This window comes from Streptomyces sp. NBC_01092 (genome assembly GCF_045039535.1).
Classification (GTDB): Bacteria; Actinomycetota; Actinomycetes; order Streptomycetales; family Streptomycetaceae; genus Streptomyces.
On record NZ_CP108659.1, the window covers coordinates 7947111 to 7968669 of the forward strand.

General features: G+C 70.0%; 19 protein-coding genes and 1 pseudogene. 16 read left to right on the forward strand and 4 right to left on the reverse strand.

The annotated features are described in order from the left end of the window. Positions 1 to 8 precede the first annotated feature (8 nt). From OG254_RS36130 to OG254_RS36175, 10 genes are all read left to right on the forward strand, one after another. A complete protein-coding gene (locus OG254_RS36130) occupies positions 9 to 1067 on the forward strand; it encodes an LLM class flavin-dependent oxidoreductase (RefSeq protein WP_351186582.1) in 1059 nt (352 codons plus the stop codon). Further along, complete coding sequence (locus OG254_RS36135; RefSeq protein WP_405590319.1) at positions 1064 to 2287, forward strand: ATP-grasp domain-containing protein; 1224 nt, start codon at positions 1064 to 1066, stop codon at positions 2285 to 2287. Before OG254_RS36130 ends, OG254_RS36135 begins: the two co-directional genes overlap by 4 nt. Before the next feature lie 3 nt (positions 2288 to 2290). Then, positions 2291 to 3535 carry an acetyl-CoA carboxylase biotin carboxylase subunit family protein gene (locus OG254_RS36140; protein ID WP_405590322.1) on the forward strand — a complete coding sequence of 415 codons (1245 nt, stop codon included), beginning with the start codon at positions 2291 to 2293 and terminating at the stop codon, positions 3533 to 3535. Positions 3536 to 3587: 52 nt separating this feature from the next. Next, entirely contained in the window at positions 3588 to 4832 is a 1245-nt protein-coding gene (locus OG254_RS36145; protein WP_405590325.1) for an MFS transporter, read from the forward strand. A 12-nt stretch (positions 4833 to 4844) separates the two neighbouring features. Beyond that, positions 4845 to 5366 (forward strand): flavin reductase family protein, encoded by a 522-nt coding sequence (locus OG254_RS36150; RefSeq protein ID WP_405590328.1) that lies wholly within the window; start codon positions 4845 to 4847, stop codon positions 5364 to 5366. Positions 5367 to 5409: 43 nt separating this feature from the next. Beyond that, complete coding sequence (hppD, locus tag OG254_RS36155; protein ID WP_405590331.1) at positions 5410 to 6474, forward strand: 4-hydroxyphenylpyruvate dioxygenase; 1065 nt, start codon at positions 5410 to 5412, stop codon at positions 6472 to 6474. Between the two features lie 52 nt (positions 6475 to 6526). Next, positions 6527 to 7444, forward strand: a complete 918-nt coding sequence (locus tag OG254_RS36160; protein WP_351186573.1) for a phytanoyl-CoA dioxygenase family protein — start codon at positions 6527 to 6529, stop codon at positions 7442 to 7444. After that, positions 7444 to 8355 (forward strand): prephenate dehydrogenase, encoded by a 912-nt coding sequence (locus tag OG254_RS36165; protein WP_147997737.1) that lies wholly within the window; start codon positions 7444 to 7446, stop codon positions 8353 to 8355. The genes OG254_RS36160 and OG254_RS36165 overlap by 1 nt, the downstream gene beginning before the upstream one ends. A gap of 3 nt (positions 8356 to 8358) precedes the next feature. After that, positions 8359 to 9684: a PLP-dependent aminotransferase family protein gene (locus OG254_RS36170; RefSeq protein ID WP_405590335.1), complete on the forward strand. Its 1326-nt coding sequence runs from the start codon at positions 8359 to 8361 to the stop codon at positions 9682 to 9684. Between the two features lie 72 nt (positions 9685 to 9756). Further along, a complete protein-coding gene (locus tag OG254_RS36175) occupies positions 9757 to 10848 on the forward strand; it encodes an alpha-hydroxy acid oxidase (RefSeq protein ID WP_405590338.1) in 1092 nt (363 codons plus the stop codon). Position 10849: 1 nt separating this feature from the next. Here OG254_RS36175 and OG254_RS36180 read toward each other — a convergent pair whose 3' ends face one another. Next, positions 10850 to 11833: an amidohydrolase family protein gene (locus OG254_RS36180; protein ID WP_405590341.1), complete on the reverse strand. Its 984-nt coding sequence runs from the start codon at positions 11831 to 11833 to the stop codon at positions 10850 to 10852. 214 nt (positions 11834 to 12047) lie between these two features. On the opposite strand from OG254_RS36180, the gene OG254_RS36185 reads away from it, so the two are divergent. From OG254_RS36185 to OG254_RS36205, 5 genes are all read left to right on the forward strand, one after another. Beyond that, complete coding sequence (locus OG254_RS36185; protein ID WP_351186563.1) at positions 12048 to 12335, forward strand: hypothetical protein; 288 nt, start codon at positions 12048 to 12050, stop codon at positions 12333 to 12335. Between the two features lie 231 nt (positions 12336 to 12566). Next, entirely contained in the window at positions 12567 to 14444 is a 1878-nt protein-coding gene (locus OG254_RS36190) for an exo-alpha-sialidase (RefSeq protein WP_405590344.1), read from the forward strand. A gap of 27 nt (positions 14445 to 14471) precedes the next feature. After that, the gene (locus OG254_RS36195) at positions 14472 to 15194 is read left to right on the forward strand and encodes a hypothetical protein (protein WP_405590347.1); all 723 of its coding nucleotides are present in this window, start codon (positions 14472 to 14474) and stop codon (positions 15192 to 15194) included. 317 nt (positions 15195 to 15511) lie between these two features. Continuing rightward, a complete protein-coding gene (locus tag OG254_RS36200; protein WP_405590349.1) occupies positions 15512 to 17176 on the forward strand; it encodes a hypothetical protein in 1665 nt (554 codons plus the stop codon). Then, positions 17173 to 18180 (forward strand): RNA polymerase sigma factor, encoded by a 1008-nt coding sequence (locus OG254_RS36205; RefSeq protein ID WP_405590352.1) that lies wholly within the window; start codon positions 17173 to 17175, stop codon positions 18178 to 18180. Before OG254_RS36200 ends, OG254_RS36205 begins: the two co-directional genes overlap by 4 nt. A gap of 18 nt (positions 18181 to 18198) precedes the next feature. Here the strand turns inward: OG254_RS36205 and OG254_RS36210 are convergent, their stop codons facing one another. Next, on the reverse strand, positions 18199 to 18657 hold the full coding sequence (locus OG254_RS36210; protein WP_405590354.1) for a DUF6174 domain-containing protein: 459 nt from the start codon (positions 18655 to 18657) through the stop codon (positions 18199 to 18201). Positions 18658 to 18743: 86 nt separating this feature from the next. Further along, positions 18744 to 19238: a MarR family winged helix-turn-helix transcriptional regulator gene (locus OG254_RS36215; RefSeq protein ID WP_405590357.1), complete on the reverse strand. Its 495-nt coding sequence runs from the start codon at positions 19236 to 19238 to the stop codon at positions 18744 to 18746. A 125-nt stretch (positions 19239 to 19363) separates the two neighbouring features. Between OG254_RS36215 and OG254_RS36220 the strand changes: the two genes are divergently transcribed. Continuing rightward, positions 19364 to 19882 (forward strand): YceI family protein, encoded by a 519-nt coding sequence (locus tag OG254_RS36220; RefSeq protein ID WP_405590360.1) that lies wholly within the window; start codon positions 19364 to 19366, stop codon positions 19880 to 19882. Here the strand turns inward: OG254_RS36220 and OG254_RS36225 are convergent. Next, positions 19860 to 21557, reverse strand: a pseudogene (locus OG254_RS36225) (hypothetical protein). The gene OG254_RS36220 and the pseudogene OG254_RS36225 sit on opposite strands and share 23 nt — an antisense overlap. Between the last annotated feature and the right edge of the window lie 2 nt (positions 21558 to 21559).

Below are 21559 nucleotides of genomic sequence, written 5' to 3' on the forward strand. Positions count from 1 at the left end.
AAACCAACATGGACGCTCTGCGCTTTCACTGGTGTTCGCCCCCCGACACGGGGCAGGCGACGCCGACCGACACGTACAAGATCGGCAAGCTCGACATGGGCGAGGTCATCGACTTCGTCCAGGAGGCCGAGGAACTCGGCGTCGACAGCCTGCTGTTCGGCATCTCCAACTACCTGCCCGACCCGCTCCCGGTGCTCGGAGCTCTCTCGCAGGTGACGGACCGCGTCAAGTTCATGCTCGCCTACCGTCCCGGCCTGATGTCGCCGACCCTCTTCGCGCAGGTCGTCAACACCCTGTCCTGGATGTCGGACGGGCGTATCTCCCTCAACATCGTCTCCGGCATCTCACCGGCGGAGCAGGCCGGTTACGGCGACTTCCTCAGCCATGACGAGCGGTACGCGCGCTGCAACGAGTTCCTGGAGATCATCCGGGGCCTCTGGGAAGGCGAGTCGCCGCTGAGCTTCGACGGCCACCACTACTCCATCAAGGACGCGGCGCTGGGCCTCGGCCACAAGGGCGGCGGACGGCCCGAGATCTACATCAGCGGGGCATCCGGCGTCGCACAGCAGACGGCGCTGGCCTCCGGCGACTGCTGGCTGCGGTACGGAGACACCCCCGAGGGCATCGCGGAGGCGACCCGGCCGGTCCTCGACGGCGGACGCCGGGTGGGCACCCGCATGCACGTGCTGGCCCGGCCCACGCGCGAGGAAGCGGTGGCGGAACTCGCCCGCCTCATGCGCAATCCGGACGAGGACCACGCGGCGTGGATCCGCCAGTGGGTCGACACGACCGACTCCGAGGCGGTGAAGTCCTCCTACAAGCTGGCGGACGAAGCGACCGACGAGTGGCTGTCGCCCTTCATCTGGACCGGCGCCGTGGCCTACCGCGGCGGTCCGGCGCTGTGCATCGTCGGCAGCTACGAAGAAGTGGCCACCTACATTCACAGCTACAAGGCCGCGGGCATCAGCGAGTTCATCTTCTCGGGCTGGCCGACCCGGGACGAGATGCGCACCTTCTTCACCCATGTGCTCCCGCTGATCCGGCGCCTCGAAGAGCAGTCGTCATGAGCGAACACGGTGACCGGGAGCTTCTGCTCGTCGGCGTCGGCATGATGGGCCGGCCGTACGTCGCGGCCGCCCGGCGACTGGGCCTGCGGGTACGCGCCATCGAGGCGCAGGACTGGGCCGGCGCGATCGAGGACCTGGTCGACGCCGTCGAGCCGAGCCAGGGCAAGTACGGCTCGCTGGACGAGCTGTGGGCCGAGACCGTCCACGCCGCCGTGCAGGCGAACCGGCCGGACGGAGTCCTCGCGTTCACCGAATCGCACGTCCTGGGAGCGGCCATGGCCCAGGATCGCCTCGGACTGCCCGGACCGTCGCTCCAGGCCGCCGTCGTCTCGCGGAACAAGGCACTGCAACGCGGACGCTTTCGCGCCCACGGGATCGGCCAGCCCGAGTACCTCCTCACGGACGACCTGCGGGGTTCGGCCCAGTGGGCCGGCGCCCGCCTCCCCGTGGTGGTGAAACCGCTGTCCTCGGCCGGCAGCGAAGGCGTCGAACTCGTCGCCGACGCGGCCGCCTTCGACCGTGCCGCGCTGCGACGGGCCGCGCAGCGGCCGCTCCTGGTGGAGAGCGCGCTCGACGGACCCGAGTACAGCTGGGAGGCCCTGGTCCGGGACGGGGAGATCTGGTTCTCGAACCTGACCGCCAAGACCACGACGGGCCCGCCCCACTTCATCGAGCTCGCGCATCGGGTCGCCGCGCCCCTGCCGCCGGCGGACGCCGAACAGGTCGCCGGACTCGGCCGATCCATCCTCGCGGCCATCGGGATGCGCACCGGAATCGTCCATCTGGAGTTCCGGATGACGAGTGCGGGGCCCGCGGTGATGGAGGTGGCGGTCCGCACACCCGGCGACTACATCATGGAGCTCTGCTCCCTGGCGTACGGCGTCGACTGGCACGAGATGGTGGTGCGACTCGCCGTCGGTGCCGAACTGCCACCGCCGCCGCGGGGCCCGGTACGGCACGCTGCCAGCCTCTTCGTGGTCTCCGACCCCGGCGAGGTCATCGCCCTCGACGGGCTGGACGCGGTCCGCGATCACCCGGCCGTCGTGGACGCCGCGTTCAGGGTGGCCGTCGGTGACACCGTCGCACCGGCCTCCTCCTCCCTGCAGCGGACCGCGTACGCGGTGCTCGCCGCGGATTCGCCCGAGGAACTGGAAGAAGCAATCGAGTTCACCCGGCGAACCCTGTCGATCAAGACGGTTCCCGTGGCGACGGAGGAGTGAGACGTGCACATTGTTGTCGTCAATCGCTGGCCCAGGTTCCCCGACGGACAGCGCTGGGACTTTTCGCTCGGCCGCTTCGAAGAGCTCATCGACCATGAGCGGCATCGTGTCAGCTACGTGGTCGACCCGACGGGAGCGACCGGCGTACTCGCGGATCCCGCACGGATCGCGGCACTCGTCGAGATCGACGATGTCAACGACTTCGAGGCGCTGTGCTCAGCGGTCCGCAAGGTCACGGACCAGGTGGGCCCGGTCGACCGGCTCATCGCCGTGTCCGAGTTCACGCTCGGCATAGCGGCCGAGGTCCGCGAGGCACTGGGCATTCCCGGGCCGCGCACCGAGGACGTGGCGGTCTACCGCAACAAACTGCGGATGAAGGAGCTGGTCGCCGAGGCCGGCATTCGTGTGCCTCGATTCGCTTCCTGCGACACCGCCGAATCCGCGGTGACGTTCGCCAGGACGACCGGGTTCCCGCTGATCCTCAAGCCGGTGTCCGGCGCGGCCAGCATGGGAGTTCACCGCGTCGACGACGAAGAAACGCTCATTACGCTGCTGGACCAGATCGACACCGGCGACTACGAACTCGAGGAGTTCATCGACGGGACGATCCACCACGTGGACGGATTCGCGGGCGAGGACGCGCAGATCCCGTTCATGGCGGTCTCCCGCTACATCAACGACTGTCTGGCCTTCGAGGCCGGCGGGCAACCGCTCGGTTCAGTGGTCGTGCAGGCGTCGCCGTTGCGCAGCCGCATAGAGGAATTCGCGCGGCGGTGCATCGCGGGTCTCGGCATGACCTCCATGCCCTTCCATCTCGAACTCTTCGTCACCCCGGACGAAGACCTGGTCTTCCTGGAGATCGCAGGCCGTATCGGCGGAGCCGAGGTGCCGTATCTCACCGAAAAGCTCTTCGGGGTCAACCTCTTCCAGGTCTGGCTGGACGCACTCTGCGAGGAGAAGGTGGCGCTCCCGCCGATGTCGGGCGACCCGTCGGGCGGCTGGCTGATCATCCCGAAACCGGACGGTCTTCCGGCACGGGTCGTCACATCGACTCCCATGCGCGAGGAATTCGCCACGATCTGGCGCGAGTTGGTGCCCAGCCCCGGTGAAGTACTGCAGCCCGGCGGCAGCTACGACGCGGTGCACAGCGGGCGGTTCATCCTGACCGGCGACGAGGCGACCGTCGAAGAGGACATTCGGAAGATCATCGCTGGATTCCACATCGAAGTCGTTCCGGTATCGGAGTGACGAGTCTCCCGCCGGGCTGCGGCCGGCGGAGCAAAAGGGAGCGACCAATCTGATGACCACGGGATCAGCGCTGCACCAAAGGCTTTTCGCCTGCGGTGTACTTCTCGGAATCGTCGCGGAGCAGATGGTGTTGTTCGCCGTCCCTCTGCTCATCTTCCAGGACACCGAAGAGGTATCCGCTCTCGGATTCGCCTACGCCATCGAGTGGCTTCCGGCCCTGCTGGCGTATCCGTTCGCGGGACTCCTCGCCGACCGGGACGGCGGCTCACGGCTGTTCTCGATCGTCACCGCCGGCCGGGGCGTCGTCCTCACCGGCGCCCTCGTCGGCTGTCTGACCGCCCCGTCCCTGCTGACGCCGATCCTTATGACGTCCGGGGCGCTGCTCTCGCTCCTGATGGCGCCGGTACGGATGTCCGTCGAGAAGGTCGTGCCGCAACTCGCCAAGGGCACCGAACTGGCGAAGATCCAGGGCCTGGTCCAGAGCATGGAGGTCTCGGCCATGGCCGTCGGCCCCGCCCTGGCCATGCTCGGTGTGGCCTTCCTCGACAAGGTCTGGCTCCTCGGCGGCGCCGCGGCGATCTTCTTCTTCGCCGCGGTCTGCTGGCTGCCGCTGCCTCGCGGGCTGCGAACGCCCAGCAGCGGCGGAGCGCGCGAGACGCTGGCCGAACTGCGCCTGGGCTGGTCGCTGCTGGTCCGCAGCAGGCCACTCGTCCTGCTGGCCTCCCTCAACTTCTCGATCAACCTGGTCTTCGCCACGGTGCTCGCCGCGAACGCCGCACTCGTCACGGGCGTGTTCCACGCCCCCGAATCGTCGTTCGCCCTGCTCAACATCTGCATCGGTGTACTCGGAATCGTCAATCTCCTGGTGATTCCGTTCCTGCTCAGATACGTCGACATCCGGATGCTCGGAGTCTTCGGCCTCGCGCTTCTGTGCGCCTGCCTGCTGCTCATCGGATTCGCCTCCTCCATGCTGCTGTACGCCCCGGCGTTCGTCGCGGCGATGGTCGGCGTGACGTACTTCAACGTCTTCAACCGGACGCAGCGGATCAAGGTCCTTCCGGAGGAACACCTCGGAAAGGTGATGGGGCCGTTCTATCTGCTCAACATGCTGGCCCTGCCCATCGCCGGCCTTCTCGTGGCCGGCTCCGGAGACGACGTGAGCCCGCAACGGCTCGTTCTCGTACTCGCGATCGCTCTCACCGGATTCGGGGCGATCATGCTGCCTCTGACGGTACGTGCTTTCGGCCTCGCAATAGCCGCGCGGGAGGAAACTCTCGTGGGCGCCACCGCAGAATAACCGGGGTATTTCATGGACGTAGGTTCTGCACGGTTCAGCGAACTCTTCGGCTCGTTCCCCACCCCGATTGCGATCGTCACCGCAACGGATGGAGATGGAGAGCCGTTCGGATTCACCAGTAACGCGGTGTGCGCGGTGTCGGCAGCAAATCCGTCACTGCTCATCTCCGTGGGCAAGGGCTCCCGGACGCTGCCGGCGATCATGTCGTCGCAGGCGTTCGCGGTGAACTTCCTCGCTGCGTCCGGCCAGGTCGCCTCGCAGGTCTTTGCGAGCAAGGCCACGGATAAGTTCGCGAACCTGGAATGGCGGCCGTCGGCCATCGCCAAGGGCGCGCCGCTGCTCATCGACATCGCCCTCAGCTATGCGGAATGCAAAGTCGAGAACGCGATCGAGGTAGGCGATCACTGGCTCTTCATAGCCCGGGTGGAAGGCACTGCGGTCTTCCCTCGTGAACCACTGCTCTACCGTCGGGGCGGCTACGGATTCTGGTCGCCACAGGATATCGATGCAGCAGAATTGTCGGCCGTTCGATAAGGCGCCGGCAGTACCTGTAGATGATTCAAAAGAAAGGCATGGCATGGACATCGGAGCCGTAGACCACGTCGAGTTCTACGTCGGGGACGCCCAGCAGTCCGCATTTTATCTCTGCACCGCGTTCGGATTCCGAATATGCGGGCAGTCCGGGCCCGAGACCGGGCAGCCGCATCACCGCTCGCTGCTGCTGCGGCAGGGCGGCATCGAGATCGTCCTCACCTCCGCGCTGAGCCCCGCCCATCCGGCGGCGGCGTACGTGGCGCAGCACGGCGACGGCGTCGCCAACATCGCCTTCGAGGTCACCGACGCCGCCAAGGCGTTCGAGCTGGCGGTGGAGCGGGGCGCCACCCCGGTCAAGCCGCCCGCCGTCCACAGCAAGGACGGCACCGAGGTGGTCACCGCGTCGGTCCTGGGCTTCGGCGACGTGGCCCACCGCTTCGTCCAGCGCTCGGGCGACCGCGAGCAGTTCCTGCCCGGCGTGATGGACATCATCGCCCCCGACCCCGACGAGGGCGAGCACCTGCTGAGCACCGTCGACCACGCCGCGATCTGCCTGCCCGCGGGCCGGCTCCGGCCGACGGTCGCCTTCTACGAGAAGGTCTTCGGCTTCTCGCAGATCTTCGAGGAGTTCATCGAGGTCGGCACCCAGGCCATGGACTCCAAGGTGGTGCAGAGCCCGTCCGGCAAGGTCACCTTCACCCTGATCGAGCCGGTCACCGACCGCGAGCCCGGCCAGATCGACACCTTCCTGGCCCGCCACGGCGGCGCCGGCGTGCAGCACCTGGCGCTGCTGTGCGACGACATCGTCGGCGCCGTGGAGACCCTCGGGAACCGGGGCGTCAAGTTCCTTCAGACCCCGGGCTCCTACTACGACCAGCTCCAGGAGCGCTTCGCGCGCCCCAACCTCCAGGTCGAGGACCTGCGCCGGACCAACGTCCTGATCGACGAGGACCACTGGGGCCAGGTGTTCCAGATCTTCAGCCAGTCCCAGCACGTACGGAAGACCTTCTTCTGGGAGGTCATCGACCGGCACGGCGCCCGCACCTTCGGCAGCGGCAACATCAAGGCCCTCTACGAGGCCGTGGCCCGCGAGAAGGCCGCTTCCTGACCCGCGTACCCCGCGCATCCGTTCATCGACCCACGTACGCGTAAGGAAGACCATGACTGTGCAGGACTCCCGGAACTTCACCCTGACCGACGAGGAACTCGGTCTCCTCCCGACCGACGAGGACGTCGCCTTCTACGCGGAGCACGGCTGGTACCTGTCGAAGAAGCTGTTCACCGACGACGAGGTCGAGCAGCTGGAGGCCGCCAGCGAGCGCTTCTACGCCGGCCACCGTGACCGCACGCTGCCGGCCCGCCCGCCGAAGCTGGCGTACTGGGAGCCCGAGCACGGCCCCGTCCAGCGGCACAACGACTACATCCACTACGAGGACGACACCATCGGCCGCATCCTGCGCAAGCCGCTGCTGGGCGCCGTGGCCGCACGGCTCGCCGAGTCCGAGCAGATCCGGGTGTTCCAGTCGACCCTCATCTACAAGCCGCCGGTGGCGCAGGAGCAGTCGAACATCGTGCCCTGGCACTTCGACCGGCACTACTGGTCCACCTCCACCTCCGAGCGCATGCTGACGGCGTTCATCCCCTTCCACGACTGCGGTGAGGAGATGGGCACCATCACGATGGTCGACGGCAGCCACGTGTGGAAGGAGACGGCCGACAACGACGCCACCTCGCTCCACTTCGCCGAGCGCGACCGCTCCGAGCTGGACGAGATGCTGGAGGAGAACGCCGCCTACAACGGCGTCGAAGTCCACAAGATCCCGGTCTTCATCCCCAAGGGACACGTGAACTTCCACCACTGCCGCACCTATCACGGCAGCGGTGCCAACGTCAGCGACCGTCCGCGCCGGGCCATCTCGTTCCACCTGCAGGACGGCGAGAACCGCTACCGCGACTTCCTCCGCTCGGACGGCACCAAGGTCTCCTACAACCACGACGTGCTCGTCCGACGCACCGCCGAGGGCACCCCGGACTACACCGACCCCGAGTTTCTCCCTCTTTTGTGGAGCAATCACTGATGCGTAGTGCCGCAGTGGTCGGAACCGGCCTGATCGGTACCTCGATCGCCCTGGCCCTTCGGGGCCGGGGCGTGACCACGTATCTGATCGACACGAACCCGGAGGCGGCCCGCATGGCCGCCGACGTCGGGGCCGGTATCGCGGGAAGACCCCGTGAACCGGTCGATCTGGCCGTCCTCGCGGTGCCACCGCAGCACGTGGCGGCGGCGCTGAAGGAACATCAGTCGCAGGAGCTCGCGCATGACTTCACCGATGCCGCGAGCGTCAAGGAGCTGCCCCAGCGGCAGGCCGCCCGGGCCGGCTGCGACCTGACCCGCTTCGTCGGCGGGCATCCCATGGGCGGCCGGGAGCAGTCCGGGCCGCTCGCGGCGAAGGACGACCTGTTCCACGGACGGCCCTGGGTGCTCACCCCCTCCCCGGAGACACGCGTGGAGACCGTCGAACGCGCCCGGAGGCTGGCCGAGTTGTGCGGCGCCCGGCCTGTCGTGATGGCCCACGCGGAGCACGACCGGGCGGTCGCGCTCACCTCCCACGCCCCCCATCTGGTGTCGAGCCTGCTCGCGGCCCGTCTGCTGCACGGCGACCCGTCCCAGCTGGGACTCGCCGGCCAGGGACTCCAGGACGTGACCCGCCTCGCCGGCGGCAGCGCCGAACTGTGGACCGACATCCTCGGCTCGAACGCCGCGCCCGTCGCCGACGTCCTCGCCGAGTTCGCCCACGACCTGCACCTGGTGGTCGACGCCCTGCGGGGGCTGGGCACCGCCCGTGAGCCGGAGCAGCGCCGCGCGCACACGGACCGGCTCTCCACGGCCCTGGTCCGCGGCATCCAGGGCCGGGCCCGGATCCCCGCCCGCAGCACAGCCGGACCGAGCCTGAGTACGGCCTACGCGACCGCGCCGAGAGGGGTCTGAGCCGTGACACAAGCAGCCCCGCCGCTCCCGCGGGCCCTGCCGCTCGCCGAGCTGCACGGATCGCTCAGCGACCCCGTCCTCGACGCGATGAACTTCCTCAACGAGGTCGTCGGCCGCTTCCCCGACGCCATCTCCTTCGCCCCCGGCCGGCCGACCGAGGGCGACTTCGAACCGGAGGACCTCGCACGCCATCTGCTGACATACACCACGTACCTGGAGAAGGAGCTCGGCCGGTCGCACGACCAGGTCCGGACCCAGCTGTTCCAGTACGGCCGCACCAACGGGATCATCCACGAACTGATCGCCAGGACCGTCGCGAACGACGAAGGGATTCACGTCCCGCCGGAAGCGGTCGTGGTGACGACCGGTTGCCAGGAGGCCATGCTCCTCACCCTGCGGGCGCTCTTCGCCGGGCACGAGGACACCCTGCTGGTCAGCTCGCCGTGCTACGTGGGCATCACGGGGGTGGCCCGGCTCCTGGGCATCCGGGTGCGCCCCGTGCCCGAAGGCCCCGCCGGACCCGACCCGGAGGCGGTGCGGGCGGCAGTGCGGGCCTGCAAGGAGGCCGGTGAACGCCCGCGGGCCTTCTACGCGGTCCCGGACTTCGCCAATCCGTCAGGCGCGAGCATGCCCGTCGCGGCCCGGGAGCGTCTGCTTGAGGTGGCCGAGGACGAGGACCTGCTCATCCTGGAGGACGACCCGTACGGGTTCTTCGTGCGGACCGGGTCGGCCCGCCCCACGCTGAAGGCACTCGACCGCGGCCGACGCGTGGTGCATCTGGGGTCCTTCGCCAAGACGGCGCTGCCCGGAGCCCGGGTGGGCTACGTCATCGCCGACCAGGAGGTCATCGGTCCGGCCGGCCGGCGCTCCCTGCTCGCGGACGAGCTCTCGAAGATCAAGAGCATGACCACGGTCAACACCTCGGCCGTCAGCCAGGCCGTCATCGGCGGACTGCTCATCGAGAGCGACTGCCGACTGCGCGAGGCGAACTCCCGGGCCATCGCCTACTACCGCACGAACATGGGCACGCTGCTCGACGCACTGGAGCGGCACTTCCCCGCACCACGCCGGGCCGAGCTCGGCATCTCCTGGAATCGTCCGGACGGCGGCTTCTTCGTCGTCGTCGACGTCCCCTTCGCCGCCGACCACCAGGCCCTGGAACTCTCCGCACGCGCCTTCGGCGTGCTGTGGACCCCGATGTGCGACTTCCACCTGGACGGTGCCGGCACCCGGCAGCTGCGTCTGTCGTGCAGTGCCCAGAGCCCGGAAATGATCATCGAGGGCATCGCGAGGCTGGCCGCCTTCATCACCGCGCAGATCACGGCGTAGCTCATCGATGAGCCGCCTGGCGGCGGTGCGTGACCGACATCTATTCACCGTACGGAGAACGGAGAGAACAAGGTGCTGACGCTGCGCACATACGAGGCAGCGGCCAAGGAGCGGTTGCCGGGACCGGTCTGGGACTTCCTTGCAGGCGGCAGCGGCACCGAGTCGATGCTGACAGCGGGGCGAGAAGCTCTGGACCGCATCCAGTTGCGGCCCCGCTGTCTGGTCGACGTCTCCCGCTGCGACCCCCGCACCGAACTGCTGGGCGCGCAGCTGGCGGCTCCGCTCGGCATCGCCCCCATGGCCTACCACCAACTCGCCCACCCGGAGGGCGAGGTGGCCACGGCACGGGCCGCGGGCGAGGCCGGCGCACTGCTCACCGTCAGCATGTTCGCGAGCCGGACCCTGGAGGACATCGCGGCGGCGGCGAGCGGCCCCCTGTGGCTTCAGCTGTACTGGCTCAAGCGCCGTGACCTGATGACGGACCTGATCCGACGGGCCGAGTCCGCCGGCTTCCGGGCGCTGGTCCTCACCGTCGATGCGCCCAGGGTCGCGTATCGCCCACGGGATGCCGCCAACGGATTCGCGGTTCCCCCCGGCATCCGGGCGGTCAACCTGTCCTCGGAGGTCATGGCCGCATCCCACGGCAGCCGGGACGGGGAATCGGCCATCGCACGGCACTCGATGGAACAGTTCGATTCCTCCATCACCTGGGACGACCTCGCCTGGCTGCACGAAGTGACGTCCTTGCCGGTGGTGTTGAAGGGAGTACTGACGGGGGAGGACGCCGAGCTGGCCGTCAAGCACGGCGTTTCAGGGCTGATCGTCTCCAACCACGGTGGTCGGCAGCTCGATTTCGCCAGGAGCGCTCCGGAGTGCCTCCCGGAGATCGTGGCTGCCGTGGACGGGCGCTGCCAGGTCATTCTCGACGGGGCGATCCGGCACGGCGCCGACATCGCCAAGGCCCTGTGCATGGGCGCGGACGCGGTGTTGACGGGACGGCCCGCGCTATGGGGCCTCTCGCATTCCGGCGCGGAGGGCGTCGAAGGGGTCCTGCGCCTGCTCATCGACGGCTTCGAGGAGGTCATGGCCTTGATGGGCGCGCCGACAGTCGCCGACTTCGGACCGTCCGGAGTCGCACATCCCGTGTGCGGCTCCGGGCGCTGATCTACGTCACTCGTGCCTGGGCGAGGCGCGGGATGAGGAGTTCGGCATTGCCGCGGTTCACGGCGTGCAGTCGGCCCGGCTCCCAGTGCGGGTAGTCGCCCAGCGCGGTGTCGAAGTCGGTGCCCCAGTCCTCGGGAAGCATGGGGAAGTCGCTGCCGTACAGGATGTGGTCGGGCGCGGCGAACGCGAGCAGCGAGGGCAGGGCCGACGGCCCGCTCGAGAGGGCCGTGTCGAAGTAGAAGCGCCGCAGGTCGGCGAGGAAGTCCTCGGGCGTCGTGGCGCCCCCGTCGACGGCCGCGTCCGTGCGCAGCCGCGCGGCGAGGGCGAACCGGTGGGCGGCGTACGGCAGGAAGCCGCCGGCGTGGGGGAGGATCATCCGCATCCGGGGGTAGCGGCGTGGCACGCCCCGCATGGTCATGTGCAGGGCGGCGCGGGTCGTGTCGTAGGGGAAGTCGGCCAGTGGAGGCGGCACGTCGGGGAGCGGGGCACCCGGGGGAGCGGTCGGATGGACCAGGACCAGGGCGCAGCGGGCGGCGAGTTCGGCCCACAAGGGCTCGAACTCGGGGTCGCCCGGGTAGCGGCCGTGGGCGTTGGACAGGATCATGACGCCGTCCGCGTCCAGTTCGTCCAGGGCATGGGCCGCCTCGGCGAGCGCGCCGTCCACGTCGGGCAGGGGCAGGGCGGCGAAGTGACCGAAGCGGTCGGGCCGGTTCTTGACCAGCTCGGCCGTGTACTCGTTGACGCTGCGGGCCACCTCGCGTGCGGTGGCGGGGTCGTCGGGGGCGGCGAGCGGTGCGGCGTACGACAGCACTCCGGTGGCGATCGAGCGCCGGTCCATCATGGCGATCGCGCTGCTCTCGTCCCACGTGGGCGCGGGCCAGCCGACTGCCGCGGCACGGCCGGCCATCGCCTGGCGGCGGGCGGGCGGGATGACGTGCTGGTGGACGTCGATGCGTCCCGGGTTCATATGTTCGGGAACTGACATGCCCGTTCGAGCCTCCTCGATGCCGTACTACCGGGACGACGCCACAAAAGGATCCTATCGGGGCATTTATGTTCCTTCCATCGGAAGGAAGAGGGAGAGATCGCGAACCCCGGCGCGTCAAAGGATGATTTGGGTCATTTCTCACTAATGTCCCTTATCGGTAAGGAGTCGATCCTTCACGTACCGCGTCCACCTCGCTTCACCGGAGATGAGCATGCACAAGCTTCGTAAGGCCGCCGTCCTGGTCGCCGCCCTCGGCAGCATCACGGCCCTGACCGCCGGTTCCGCCCACGCCGTGGGCATGGACGGCGACGGCCGCGGCAACAGCTACAAGGTCACGCAGAGCACCCAGTGCAAGTCCCACGACCTGAACCTCGACATCCTCGGTGTCGTCGGCATCCTCAACGGCGTGCTGGGCAACGGCCTCAACGGCGAGGGCAACCCGGCCAGCCAGAGCACCCACCTCGGCTCGACGATGGGCTGCAGCAACACCGCCTTCTGAGACGCGACCTACGTCGCCACAGAGGGCTACAGGCGGTCAGCGCACGGCGCTGGCCGCCTGTCTGTTGTGTGCAGACCCCAACTCCGGGCCCCCGCCCAGGCGTTCGCCTTGCTGCAGGTGGTACCGCCGCTCGAAGGTGCCTCCGGGCGTGTCACTACCGTCAAATGCGATCAATCATTAATAAATTGGACGTGGGATGTTCAGACAAAAGCCACAAATGAAGGGCCCTCTATGCCGTCGAGGCTTCGCACACGTCTGAGAGTCGACCTCGCCGCGGGCGTCGTCATGGCGACCACGGCGGCCCTCGCGGGCCCAGCCCACGCCCAACCGGTCAAGGCCGTACCGCTGTTCGAGCAGCGGGTCATCTTCAGGCCGTCCCAGGACCCCGGTTACGCGTGTTTCCGGATCCCGGCGGTCGTGCAGACCGTCCAGGGCACACTCCTCGCGTTCGCCGAGGGCCGTCACCGCACCTGCGGTGACGCGGAAGACATCGACATCGTGCTGAAACGCTCGACCGACGGTGGCCGCACATGGGGACCGCTCCAGGTCGTCACCGACGGCGGCGGCGAGACCCACGGGAACCCGGCCCCGGTCGTGGACCGCACAACCGGCCGCATCCTGCTCCCGCAGACCCACAACCCGGCCAGTGCGAACGGCGCCAGCTGTGACACCCCTTGCGAACGCAGCCCCTATCTGCAGTACAGCGACAACGACGGCCGCACCTGGTCCCAGCCACGCGACCTGAGCGCGCAGATCATGCCCCCGAGCTGGAACTCCTGGTACGCCACCGGCCCCGTCCACGGGATCCAGCTCACCCGCGGCAACCACCCCGGCCGACTCGTCTTCGGCGTCAACGCCGAGACCTGGAACGGCAGCCGGGTCTCCGCCAACCACGCGGCCCTCATGGTCAGCGACGACGGCGGCAACACCTGGCGAAGGCGCGCCACCGACTCCTGGCCCATCGCCACCGACGGCACCTTCCGCCAGAAGCCCTCCGAAGTCACCCTCACCGAGCGCACCGACGGCATCATCCTGGTCAGCGGCCGCGAGCAGGACGGCACCGATCTGGGCCACCGCACCCAGACCTTCAGCCAGGACGGCGGCGACACCTTCACCAACCGATTCCGCACCGTCCCGGACCTCTACACTCCGCAGGTCCAGGGGTCGACGCTGCAACTGGGCAGCCGCCTCCTGCTGTCCTGCCCCGGTGACCCGGACCGCCGCCGGACCATGATGATCCGCTCCTCCTACGACGGCGGCAACACCTGGGAGAGCGTGGACCGCGGCACCGTCGTGTCCCAGGACTGGGCTGGCTACTCCGACTTGGTGCACATCGGCGGCGACGTGGTGGGCCTGATGTACGAGGGCGGCACCGTCGACGCCCGCGACGAGATCCGCTTCGCTCGCTTCAACGAGGAATGGCTCAAGCCGCGCCGCGGTCCCGACCCGACCACGGCCGACCGAGCCCCGTCCGCCCAGCGCGCGAGCGTACTCGGCGGGGCCTCGCCCACGGCGGGCGTGTTCGGCGGCGCCCTGGCTTTCGACGGCGCCAACGACGCGGTGCGCCTGCCGTTCCGCCCCCAACTGGAGCTCGGCACCGGGAACTTCACGGCCTCCCTGTGGTTCCGCTACACCCGTACTACGGGTGAGCAACCCCTGCTGTGGATGGGCGGCATCGGCGGCGCCCAGCCCCAGTTCTGGCTGCGTGGCGAACCGGCGAGCAACCGGGTGCGCGGTCTGATGACGGTGCGCAGCGGCGCGACGACCGTGCGGTCGGCATCCGTCAGCACCACCTCCGCCCACAACGACGGCCGTTGGCACCACCTCGCCCTGCGCCGCGGTGGCGGGCGGCTCACCCTGTTCATCGACGGCAGGCCGATCAGCACGCCGGACGTGTCCGGATCCCTCAGCCGCAACTCGCCCTTCGGTGTGCACATCGGCCAGCGCATGGACAGCAGGGCCTTCTTCACCGGCGGCATCGACGAGGTCCGCGTCTGGAACCGGTCCCTCACCGACGCCGAGCTCACCCGCGTACGCCAGACGAACATCGGCCCGTCCACGAACACCACGCTGTGGCTGCCGCTGGACCAGGTGACCGCGGGCGGCTGACGTCCTGGGTGTGGTGAGGTGGGGATCATGACGACGAGTGACGCGATCGTGGTGCCGGAGCTGTACATCGGCTATCCCAAGGTGGCTTTCGGCGGCTACGTCGCCGGCCTGCTGGCGGAGAAGTCCGGGGCGCGGACCGTACGGGTGGACTTCCGTGGGCCGGTGCCGGTCGAGGTGCCCGTGCGGATCGCCGGAACGGAGAACGGGGGAGTGGAGCTGGGCGAGGCCGAGCGGCCCCTGGCCGCCGCGCGCCCCGCCGAGTTGTCGCTCGACGCGCCGGCCGCTCCCTCCTGGGACGAGGCGGACGCCGCGGCCGAGAGGTTCCGGGCGGCGCCGCCGACGGGTGTGGTCGACTGCTTCGGCTGCGGCCTGCGCGCCCCCGACCGCGGTCTGCGCGTGCACGGCACCCCGGTCCCGGATCTCGGCCTCGTGGCTTCCGCCTGGACCCCGTCCCACACCTTCGCCGACCCGGACGGCCTGCTCCCGCAGCGGCTGGTCTGGGGCGCCCTGGACTGCCCGGGACACTGGGCGGGCCGCTTCCTCGGCACCCTGCGCCCGGGTGCGGTCACCGCGGCCCTCACCGGCACGATTCTGCGGCCGGTCACCACGGGTGAGCCGCACATCTCCTACGCGTGGCTGCTGTCGGAATCCGGCCGCAAACACCTGATGGGCGCGGCGCTCGCCACGGCCGACGGCGAACTGTGCGCGGTGTCCGAGGCACTCTGGATCGACCCCAGGCCCACCCCCTGAAACGCTCGAATACGGCGCGCACGAATACGGGAAGATTTTTTCCCGATTTCATTGCCCACACCACCGAAAGACCTGTCAAGCGCGACGTTCGTCACAGCGAAAAGTGGCTCCCGGGCGGCCCTCCACGGGCGTTTCGCGGTGGTAGCCTCGAATGAGTGAGGAATCGACTCGTCGTCAAGGGTGCCCGGCAGCACAATCTCCGTGATGTGTCCGTGGAATTTCCCAGGGACTCACTGATCGTATTCACCGGCGTTTCCGGGTCGGGCAAGTCGAGCCTCGCGTTCGACACCATTTTCGCGGAAGGGCAGCGACGCTATGTGGAATCGCTGTCCGCGTATGCGCGGCAATTCCTCGGACAGCTCGACAAGCCCGATGTCGACGCCATCGAAGGACTCTCCCCGGCGATAGCCATCGACCAGAAGACGACCGGACGGAGCCCTCGCTCCACGGTCGGCACCATCACCGAGGTCTACGACCACCTGCGTCTGCTGTACGCCCGCATCGGCCGCCCGCACTGCCCCGAGTGCGGCGAGCCGGTCAGCCGGCAGACCCCGCAGCGCATCGTCGACCACCTGCTGGAGCACCCGGAGGGCACCCGCTTCCAGCTGCTGGCCCCTGTCGTGCGCGACCGCAAGGGCGAACACAGCGAGGTCTTCCGGCAGTTGAGCGCGGACGGCTTCAGCCGCGTCCGGGTCGACGGCACGGTCCTGTCGCTCACCGCACCGCCCGCGCTGGACCCGCGCAAACGGCACACCATCGACGTGGTGGTGGACCGGCTCGCGGTCAGGCCGGGCCTGCGGCAGCGGCTGACCGAGTCCGTCGAGACCGCGCTGGGGCCGGCCGGCGGGGTCGTAGTGGTGGAGTTCGTCGATCGTGAACCCGGCGACGACGGGCGGGAGTCGACCTTCTCCGAGGCCCTGGCCTGCCCGCGCTCCCACGACATCGCGGTGCAGTCGCTCGAACCCCGGCTCTTCTCCTTCAACGCCCCCTGGGGTGCCTGCCCGGCCTGCACCGGACTCGGCTTCCGCACGGAGGTCGACCCGTCGCTCGTCGTCCCGAACGACACCAAGTCCCTGGCCGACGGAGCCATCGCGCCCTGGACGAACACCAGCGGCGCCGACTACTTCACCCGGCTGCTCGAAGCCCTGGCTGCCGAGGCAGGCTTCAGCACCACCACCGCCTGGCGCGAACTCTCCGCCGAGGCCAGGCAGGCGGTGCTGCACGGCACCGAGGTCCGGCTCCATCTGTCGTACCGCAACCGCTTCGGCCGTGAGCGCTCGCACCTCAGCCGCTTCGAGGGCGTGATCCCGCACATCGAGCGCCGGCACGGCGAGGCCACCGAGACCGGCACCTCCCAGAGCCGGTTCGCCGGATACCTGCGCGAGGTGCCCTGCGCGGCCTGCGCGGGCGCCCGCCTCACCCCCGGGGTCCTCGCCGTCACCGTGGGCGGCCGGAACATCGCCGAGGTCGCCGCCCTGCCGCTCGACGAACTCGCCGCGTTCACCGGCGCGTTGGAGCTGACGCCCAGCGAGCGGCGGATCGCCGACGCGGTCCTTGCCGAGATCGGGGAGCGCCTGCGCTTCCTGCTCGACGTGGGACTCGACTACCTCTCCCTGGACCGCCCCGCCGCCTCCCTCTCCGACGGCGAGGCCCAGCGGGTCAAGCTCGCCGCCGAACTGCAGCGCCGTACCCGCGGCCGCACCCTCTACCTCCTCGACGAGCCCACCACCGGCCTGCACGCCGCCGACGTGGCACGGCTGCTGACGGCGCTCCAGCGGCTGGTCGAGGGCGGCGACACGGTCGTGGTCGTCGAGCACAACCTCGACGTCGTCAAGGCGGCCGACTGGCTGATCGACATGGGCCCCGAGGGCGGCCATCGAGGCGGCCGGGTGATCGCCGAGGGCACTCCGGAACAGCTCGCGGCCCACCCCGGATCGCACACGGGCCGGTACCTGAAGGCGCTGCGGACGGAGGCCACATGAGCGTGCTGGAGAAGGAGGCCACGGCAGGGACCGCGCCGCCGTCGCCGTACGACGACGAGACCGACGGTCCGCCGCCGCAGCTCACGGCACAGGGCGCCAGCACCGACCCGGTCAAGGACTACCTGCGCGTCATAGCCCGGGTCCGGCTGCTCACGGCGGAGCAGGAGGTGGACCTCGCCCGCCGCATCGAGGCGGGACTGTACGCCGAGCGGCTGCTGGCGGAGGGGCGGAGCGGGCACCCCGGGGCGGAGCTGGCCGCACTCGTCGAGGACGGCCGGCGGGCCAAGGCGCACCTGACCGAGGCCAACCTCCGCCTGGTCGTCTCCGTGGCCAAGCGCTACACCGGCCGCGGGCTGGACTTCCTGGACCTGGTCCAGGAGGGCAACGCCGGTCTCATCCGGGCGGTGGAGAAGTTCGACTACGCCAGGGGCTTCAAGTTCTCCACCTACGCGACCTGGTGGATCAAACAGGCCGTGACCCGGGCCCTCGCCGACCAGAGCCGCACCATCCGGATCCCCGTCCACACCGTGGAGGCGATCAACCGGGTGGCCCGCGCGCGCCGGGAGCTGATGCAGGACACGGGCACCGTGCCGACCCCCGAGGAACTCGCCGCGAAGGCCGACATCCCGGTGGCACGGCTCGTCGAACTCGACGCCTACACCAAGGAACCCGTCTCTCTGCACGCCGCCCTGGGCGAGCACGGCGACGGCGAGTTCGGCGACCTCATCGAGGACACCGACCTGCCCGGCCCCTGGGAGTCCGTCACCCACCACCTTCTGCAGGACGCCGTCCGGGGCCTGCTGACCGGCATGACCGCCCGCGAGGCCGGCATCATCTCCCTGCGCTACGGACTCACCGACGGCCGCCCCCGCACCCTGGAGGAGATCGGCCACGTCTACGGCGTGACCCGCGAACGCATCCGCCAGATCGAGGCCAGGACGATGAGCAAGCTCCGCCACCCGTCCCGCTCCCAAATGCTGCGGGACTACCTCGACGACCTCTGAGACGACGCCGGACGGGCCCTAGCCGTCGGCCGGTGCGTAGTCGCTGATGGCGTAGAGCGCTTCGTCGTCGATCGCGTTCTCCATCCAGTCCAGGGTGATCCGCTCCGGGTGCCCGTCGGCCGCGTACTCGGCCTCGGCCGTGTCCGCGTGGTCCCGCCGGGCCTGTTCCAGCTCGTCCAGGAGTTCCCCGATGGTGGGCACCGCGTCGGGGTCGTCCTCGACGACGCGCCGGCCGCTGTCGTCCAGGCCCACCGCCTTGACCACGCCGCCGTCGCGGACGGTGATCCGGAAGGAGCCGATCAGGCTCCGTTCCCCTTCGCTCGACCGGAGCGTGTAGGCGTACGAGTCGGGCTCCCGCCAGGAGACGGGGGTCTCGGCGGTCTCGGTCCCGGTCGCGCAGCCGGCGACCGCGCCGACCAGCCCCGCGACCAGTACGGCACGGGACACGACGCGGGCGGCAACGGGTACGGCGGTCATGGCGGCACTCCCCTCGAAGACCAGTACCGCTATGACGCCGCTCGGGCGGGGAACGTTCGACGGCGCCTCGGCTCGCTTGCCGCGGACTACTCCGGTGCCGGCGCCGGCACCGGCTCCGCGACGAAGTCGGGCATCAGCGCGCACATCGCCTGGCGCTGCGAGGGGCCCATGAACCGCGTCAGCGCCTCCTTGACCGTCTCGGCGAGGGCCGCGGACGCCTCCTTGAGCAGGGTCCGGGCCTTCTCGGTGAGGGCGACCTCGACGCCGCGCTTGTCGCCGCAGACCGACTTGCGGGTGACCAGGCCGGCGTGCTGGAGGCAGGCGATCTGGTAGGTGAGGCGGGTCTTCGGGCGACCCAGCAGCTCGGCGATCCGGGTCATGCGCAGGGCCTCGCCGGGGTCCGCGGCGAGCAGGCACAGGACCAGGAACTCGTCGTGCGAGACGTCCAGCCGTTCCTTGACGACACCGCGCAGCTCCTGCTCGACGGCTCCTGTCGCCGCCAGCATCAGCATCCAGGCGTGCAGCTCGACGGGCAGGAGTCCGTCGCCGGAGGCGGAGGGGCAGTCGGAGTGGTCGGCCATGAATTCGAGTGTATCTGTTGTTCAAATTTGGAGTATCGGCTAGCGTGCAGAGTGTCGTCCAAATTTGGACTACAGATCCCCGGCAGACCCCCTGTGATGCCCCCGATGCTCTGGAGTGAAAGATCATGACCGTCGCCGTCGAAACCGGAACCTGGCAGCTCGACAGCACCGCCTCCACCGTCGCCCTGCGGCACAAGACCATGTGGGGCCTGGTCACCGTGAAGGGCGCCTTCGCCGCCGTCGCCGGCAACGGCGAGGTGCGGCCCGACGGCTCCGCCGTCGGCACGATCACCCTGGACGCCGCCTCCCTGGACACCCGCAGCGCCAAGCGCGACGAGCACCTGCGCTCCGCCGACTTCTTCGACGCCGCCAACCACCCCGAGATCACCTTCTCGGTCCGCAGCGCCGAGCTGCGCGACGGCGACGAGGTGCACGTCGTCGGTCAGCTCACCGTGCGCGGCATCAGCCGGCCCACGTCCGTCACCGCCCGCCTCGTCGGCACCGACGACCGCTCGCTCACCCTGGAGGCCGAGTTCACCGTGGACCGTGAGCAGTTCGGCATGAGCTGGAACCAGCTCGGCATGATGCGCGGCCTCACCACGGTCACCGGCACGCTCCGCTTCACGCGGACGGCCGCAGCCTGACGTCGGCGCTCGACAGCGTCTGCGGTACGGCCGTGAAGGCCCGCAGCCGGATCCGTACGCCCGGACGCGGCAGGACGAACCTCCCCGCGGGCGGCCGGAGCTCATAGCGCGCCGTCGCATGGGCGGGCAGCTCGGCCGGGCCCCGTACGACCGTCCAGTACCGGCCCAGGCCCTGGCCCGTGGTGAGCGTGAAGTGGGGTGCGAGGGCGACGGCGCCCGTGTTGGTGACCTCCACAGCGAGGCGGGACACGGCCGTCGGCGTCGCCCGGCGCACCGACGCCACCCGCATGCCCAGCACAGGCGTCCCCGCCGCCGCCCAGAGCGCGCTCCCCAGGGCCGGCGCGAGCAGGAGCGCGACCGCCGCGATCCGTGCTGGGCGCCGGTACGGCACTCGCGGGCGCGGCTGCCAGGCGGCGGCGAACTCCGGCGCCGGCGCGGTGACCGTCGCCGCCGGCCACAGCGGCGTCATCATCAGGTAGTAGCCGTCCTGGGAACGCGCCGCCAGGAAGAACGCGCACCACGGCAGGACGGTCGCCGCGGGCCCCAGCCGCCGTACGAAGAGCACGAACACCGCGAGCAGCCCCGCCGCCGGCAGCATGCTCGCGTGCGCGTACCAGTCGAGCCGGTCACTGCCGTCGGTGAGGTACAGCGAAATGCCCACCACGCCCTGCCCGTGGATCACCGCACCCTGCGTCAGCGGCAGCGCGATGCCCTGCACCCAGGTGCCCGGCTCGCTCACGATGAAGTACGTGTTGACCAGCAGCCACACCACCCCGGCGGCACCGGCGATCCGCCCCACCACCAGCGCCGCCGCCCGCGCCCCCAGCTCCCCGCGCCGCACGGCGTAGATCCCGGCCAGCAGGAACGGCGCGAGGAACCACGGCAGTTGCTGCGCCGCACACGCGGCCCCCAGACACGCCACCCGCGCCGGCCCGCCGGCCCCGAGCCGCCCGCCCCGCCCGATCCGCGGCCACCGCACCACCACCGGCACCAGCAGGGCCGGCGCCACGATCGCCGGATAGCCGAGGCGGCCGTAGGAGGGCAGGAACCCGAAACCGAGGCACACCATGGTCGCCGCCGACCGCCACGGCGTGGGCAGCATCCGCCACAGTGCGACGGTGCCGGCCAGCAGGGCCGCCGTACTCACCACCGTCGCGGGCAGGGCGCCGTGCCCCAGCCACAGCAGCGGCGCGGTCAGCAGCGGGGCCAGCGGCGGATAGCCGTACGTGAGGTCGTAGCCGCCCGTCACCGTCGGGGTGAGGGCGACGCCGTGGCCGAACAGCCAGGGCCACGGCTGCCCGTAGACGGGGTGCCCGGCGACCAGCTCGCGGGCGGCCTGGGTCGTGAGCATCGCCTCGTCGCTGCCGCCGTGGTTCATCGCCCACGCGCACAGCGTCAGCGTCACGGCGGTCGACAGCACGCAGAGGTCCACGCGGGCCAGCGACCGCGCCCGCCGCACGACGGGCGCCAGCACGCCGCACACCAGGATCGAGGCGTAGCAGACGGAGATGATCGCGGCCACGACCAGACGGTGGCTCGCCGCCTGCGTTCAGACGGCGCGCGTGCCGACGAAGAGAGCGATGTCCGCGAGGAGGGTCAGGACGCGATGCCACGGGGCGGGCGGCTCCGGGACCGCGTCCGTCGCCGACGACTGCGTCCGCCGGACCGGAGTCACCG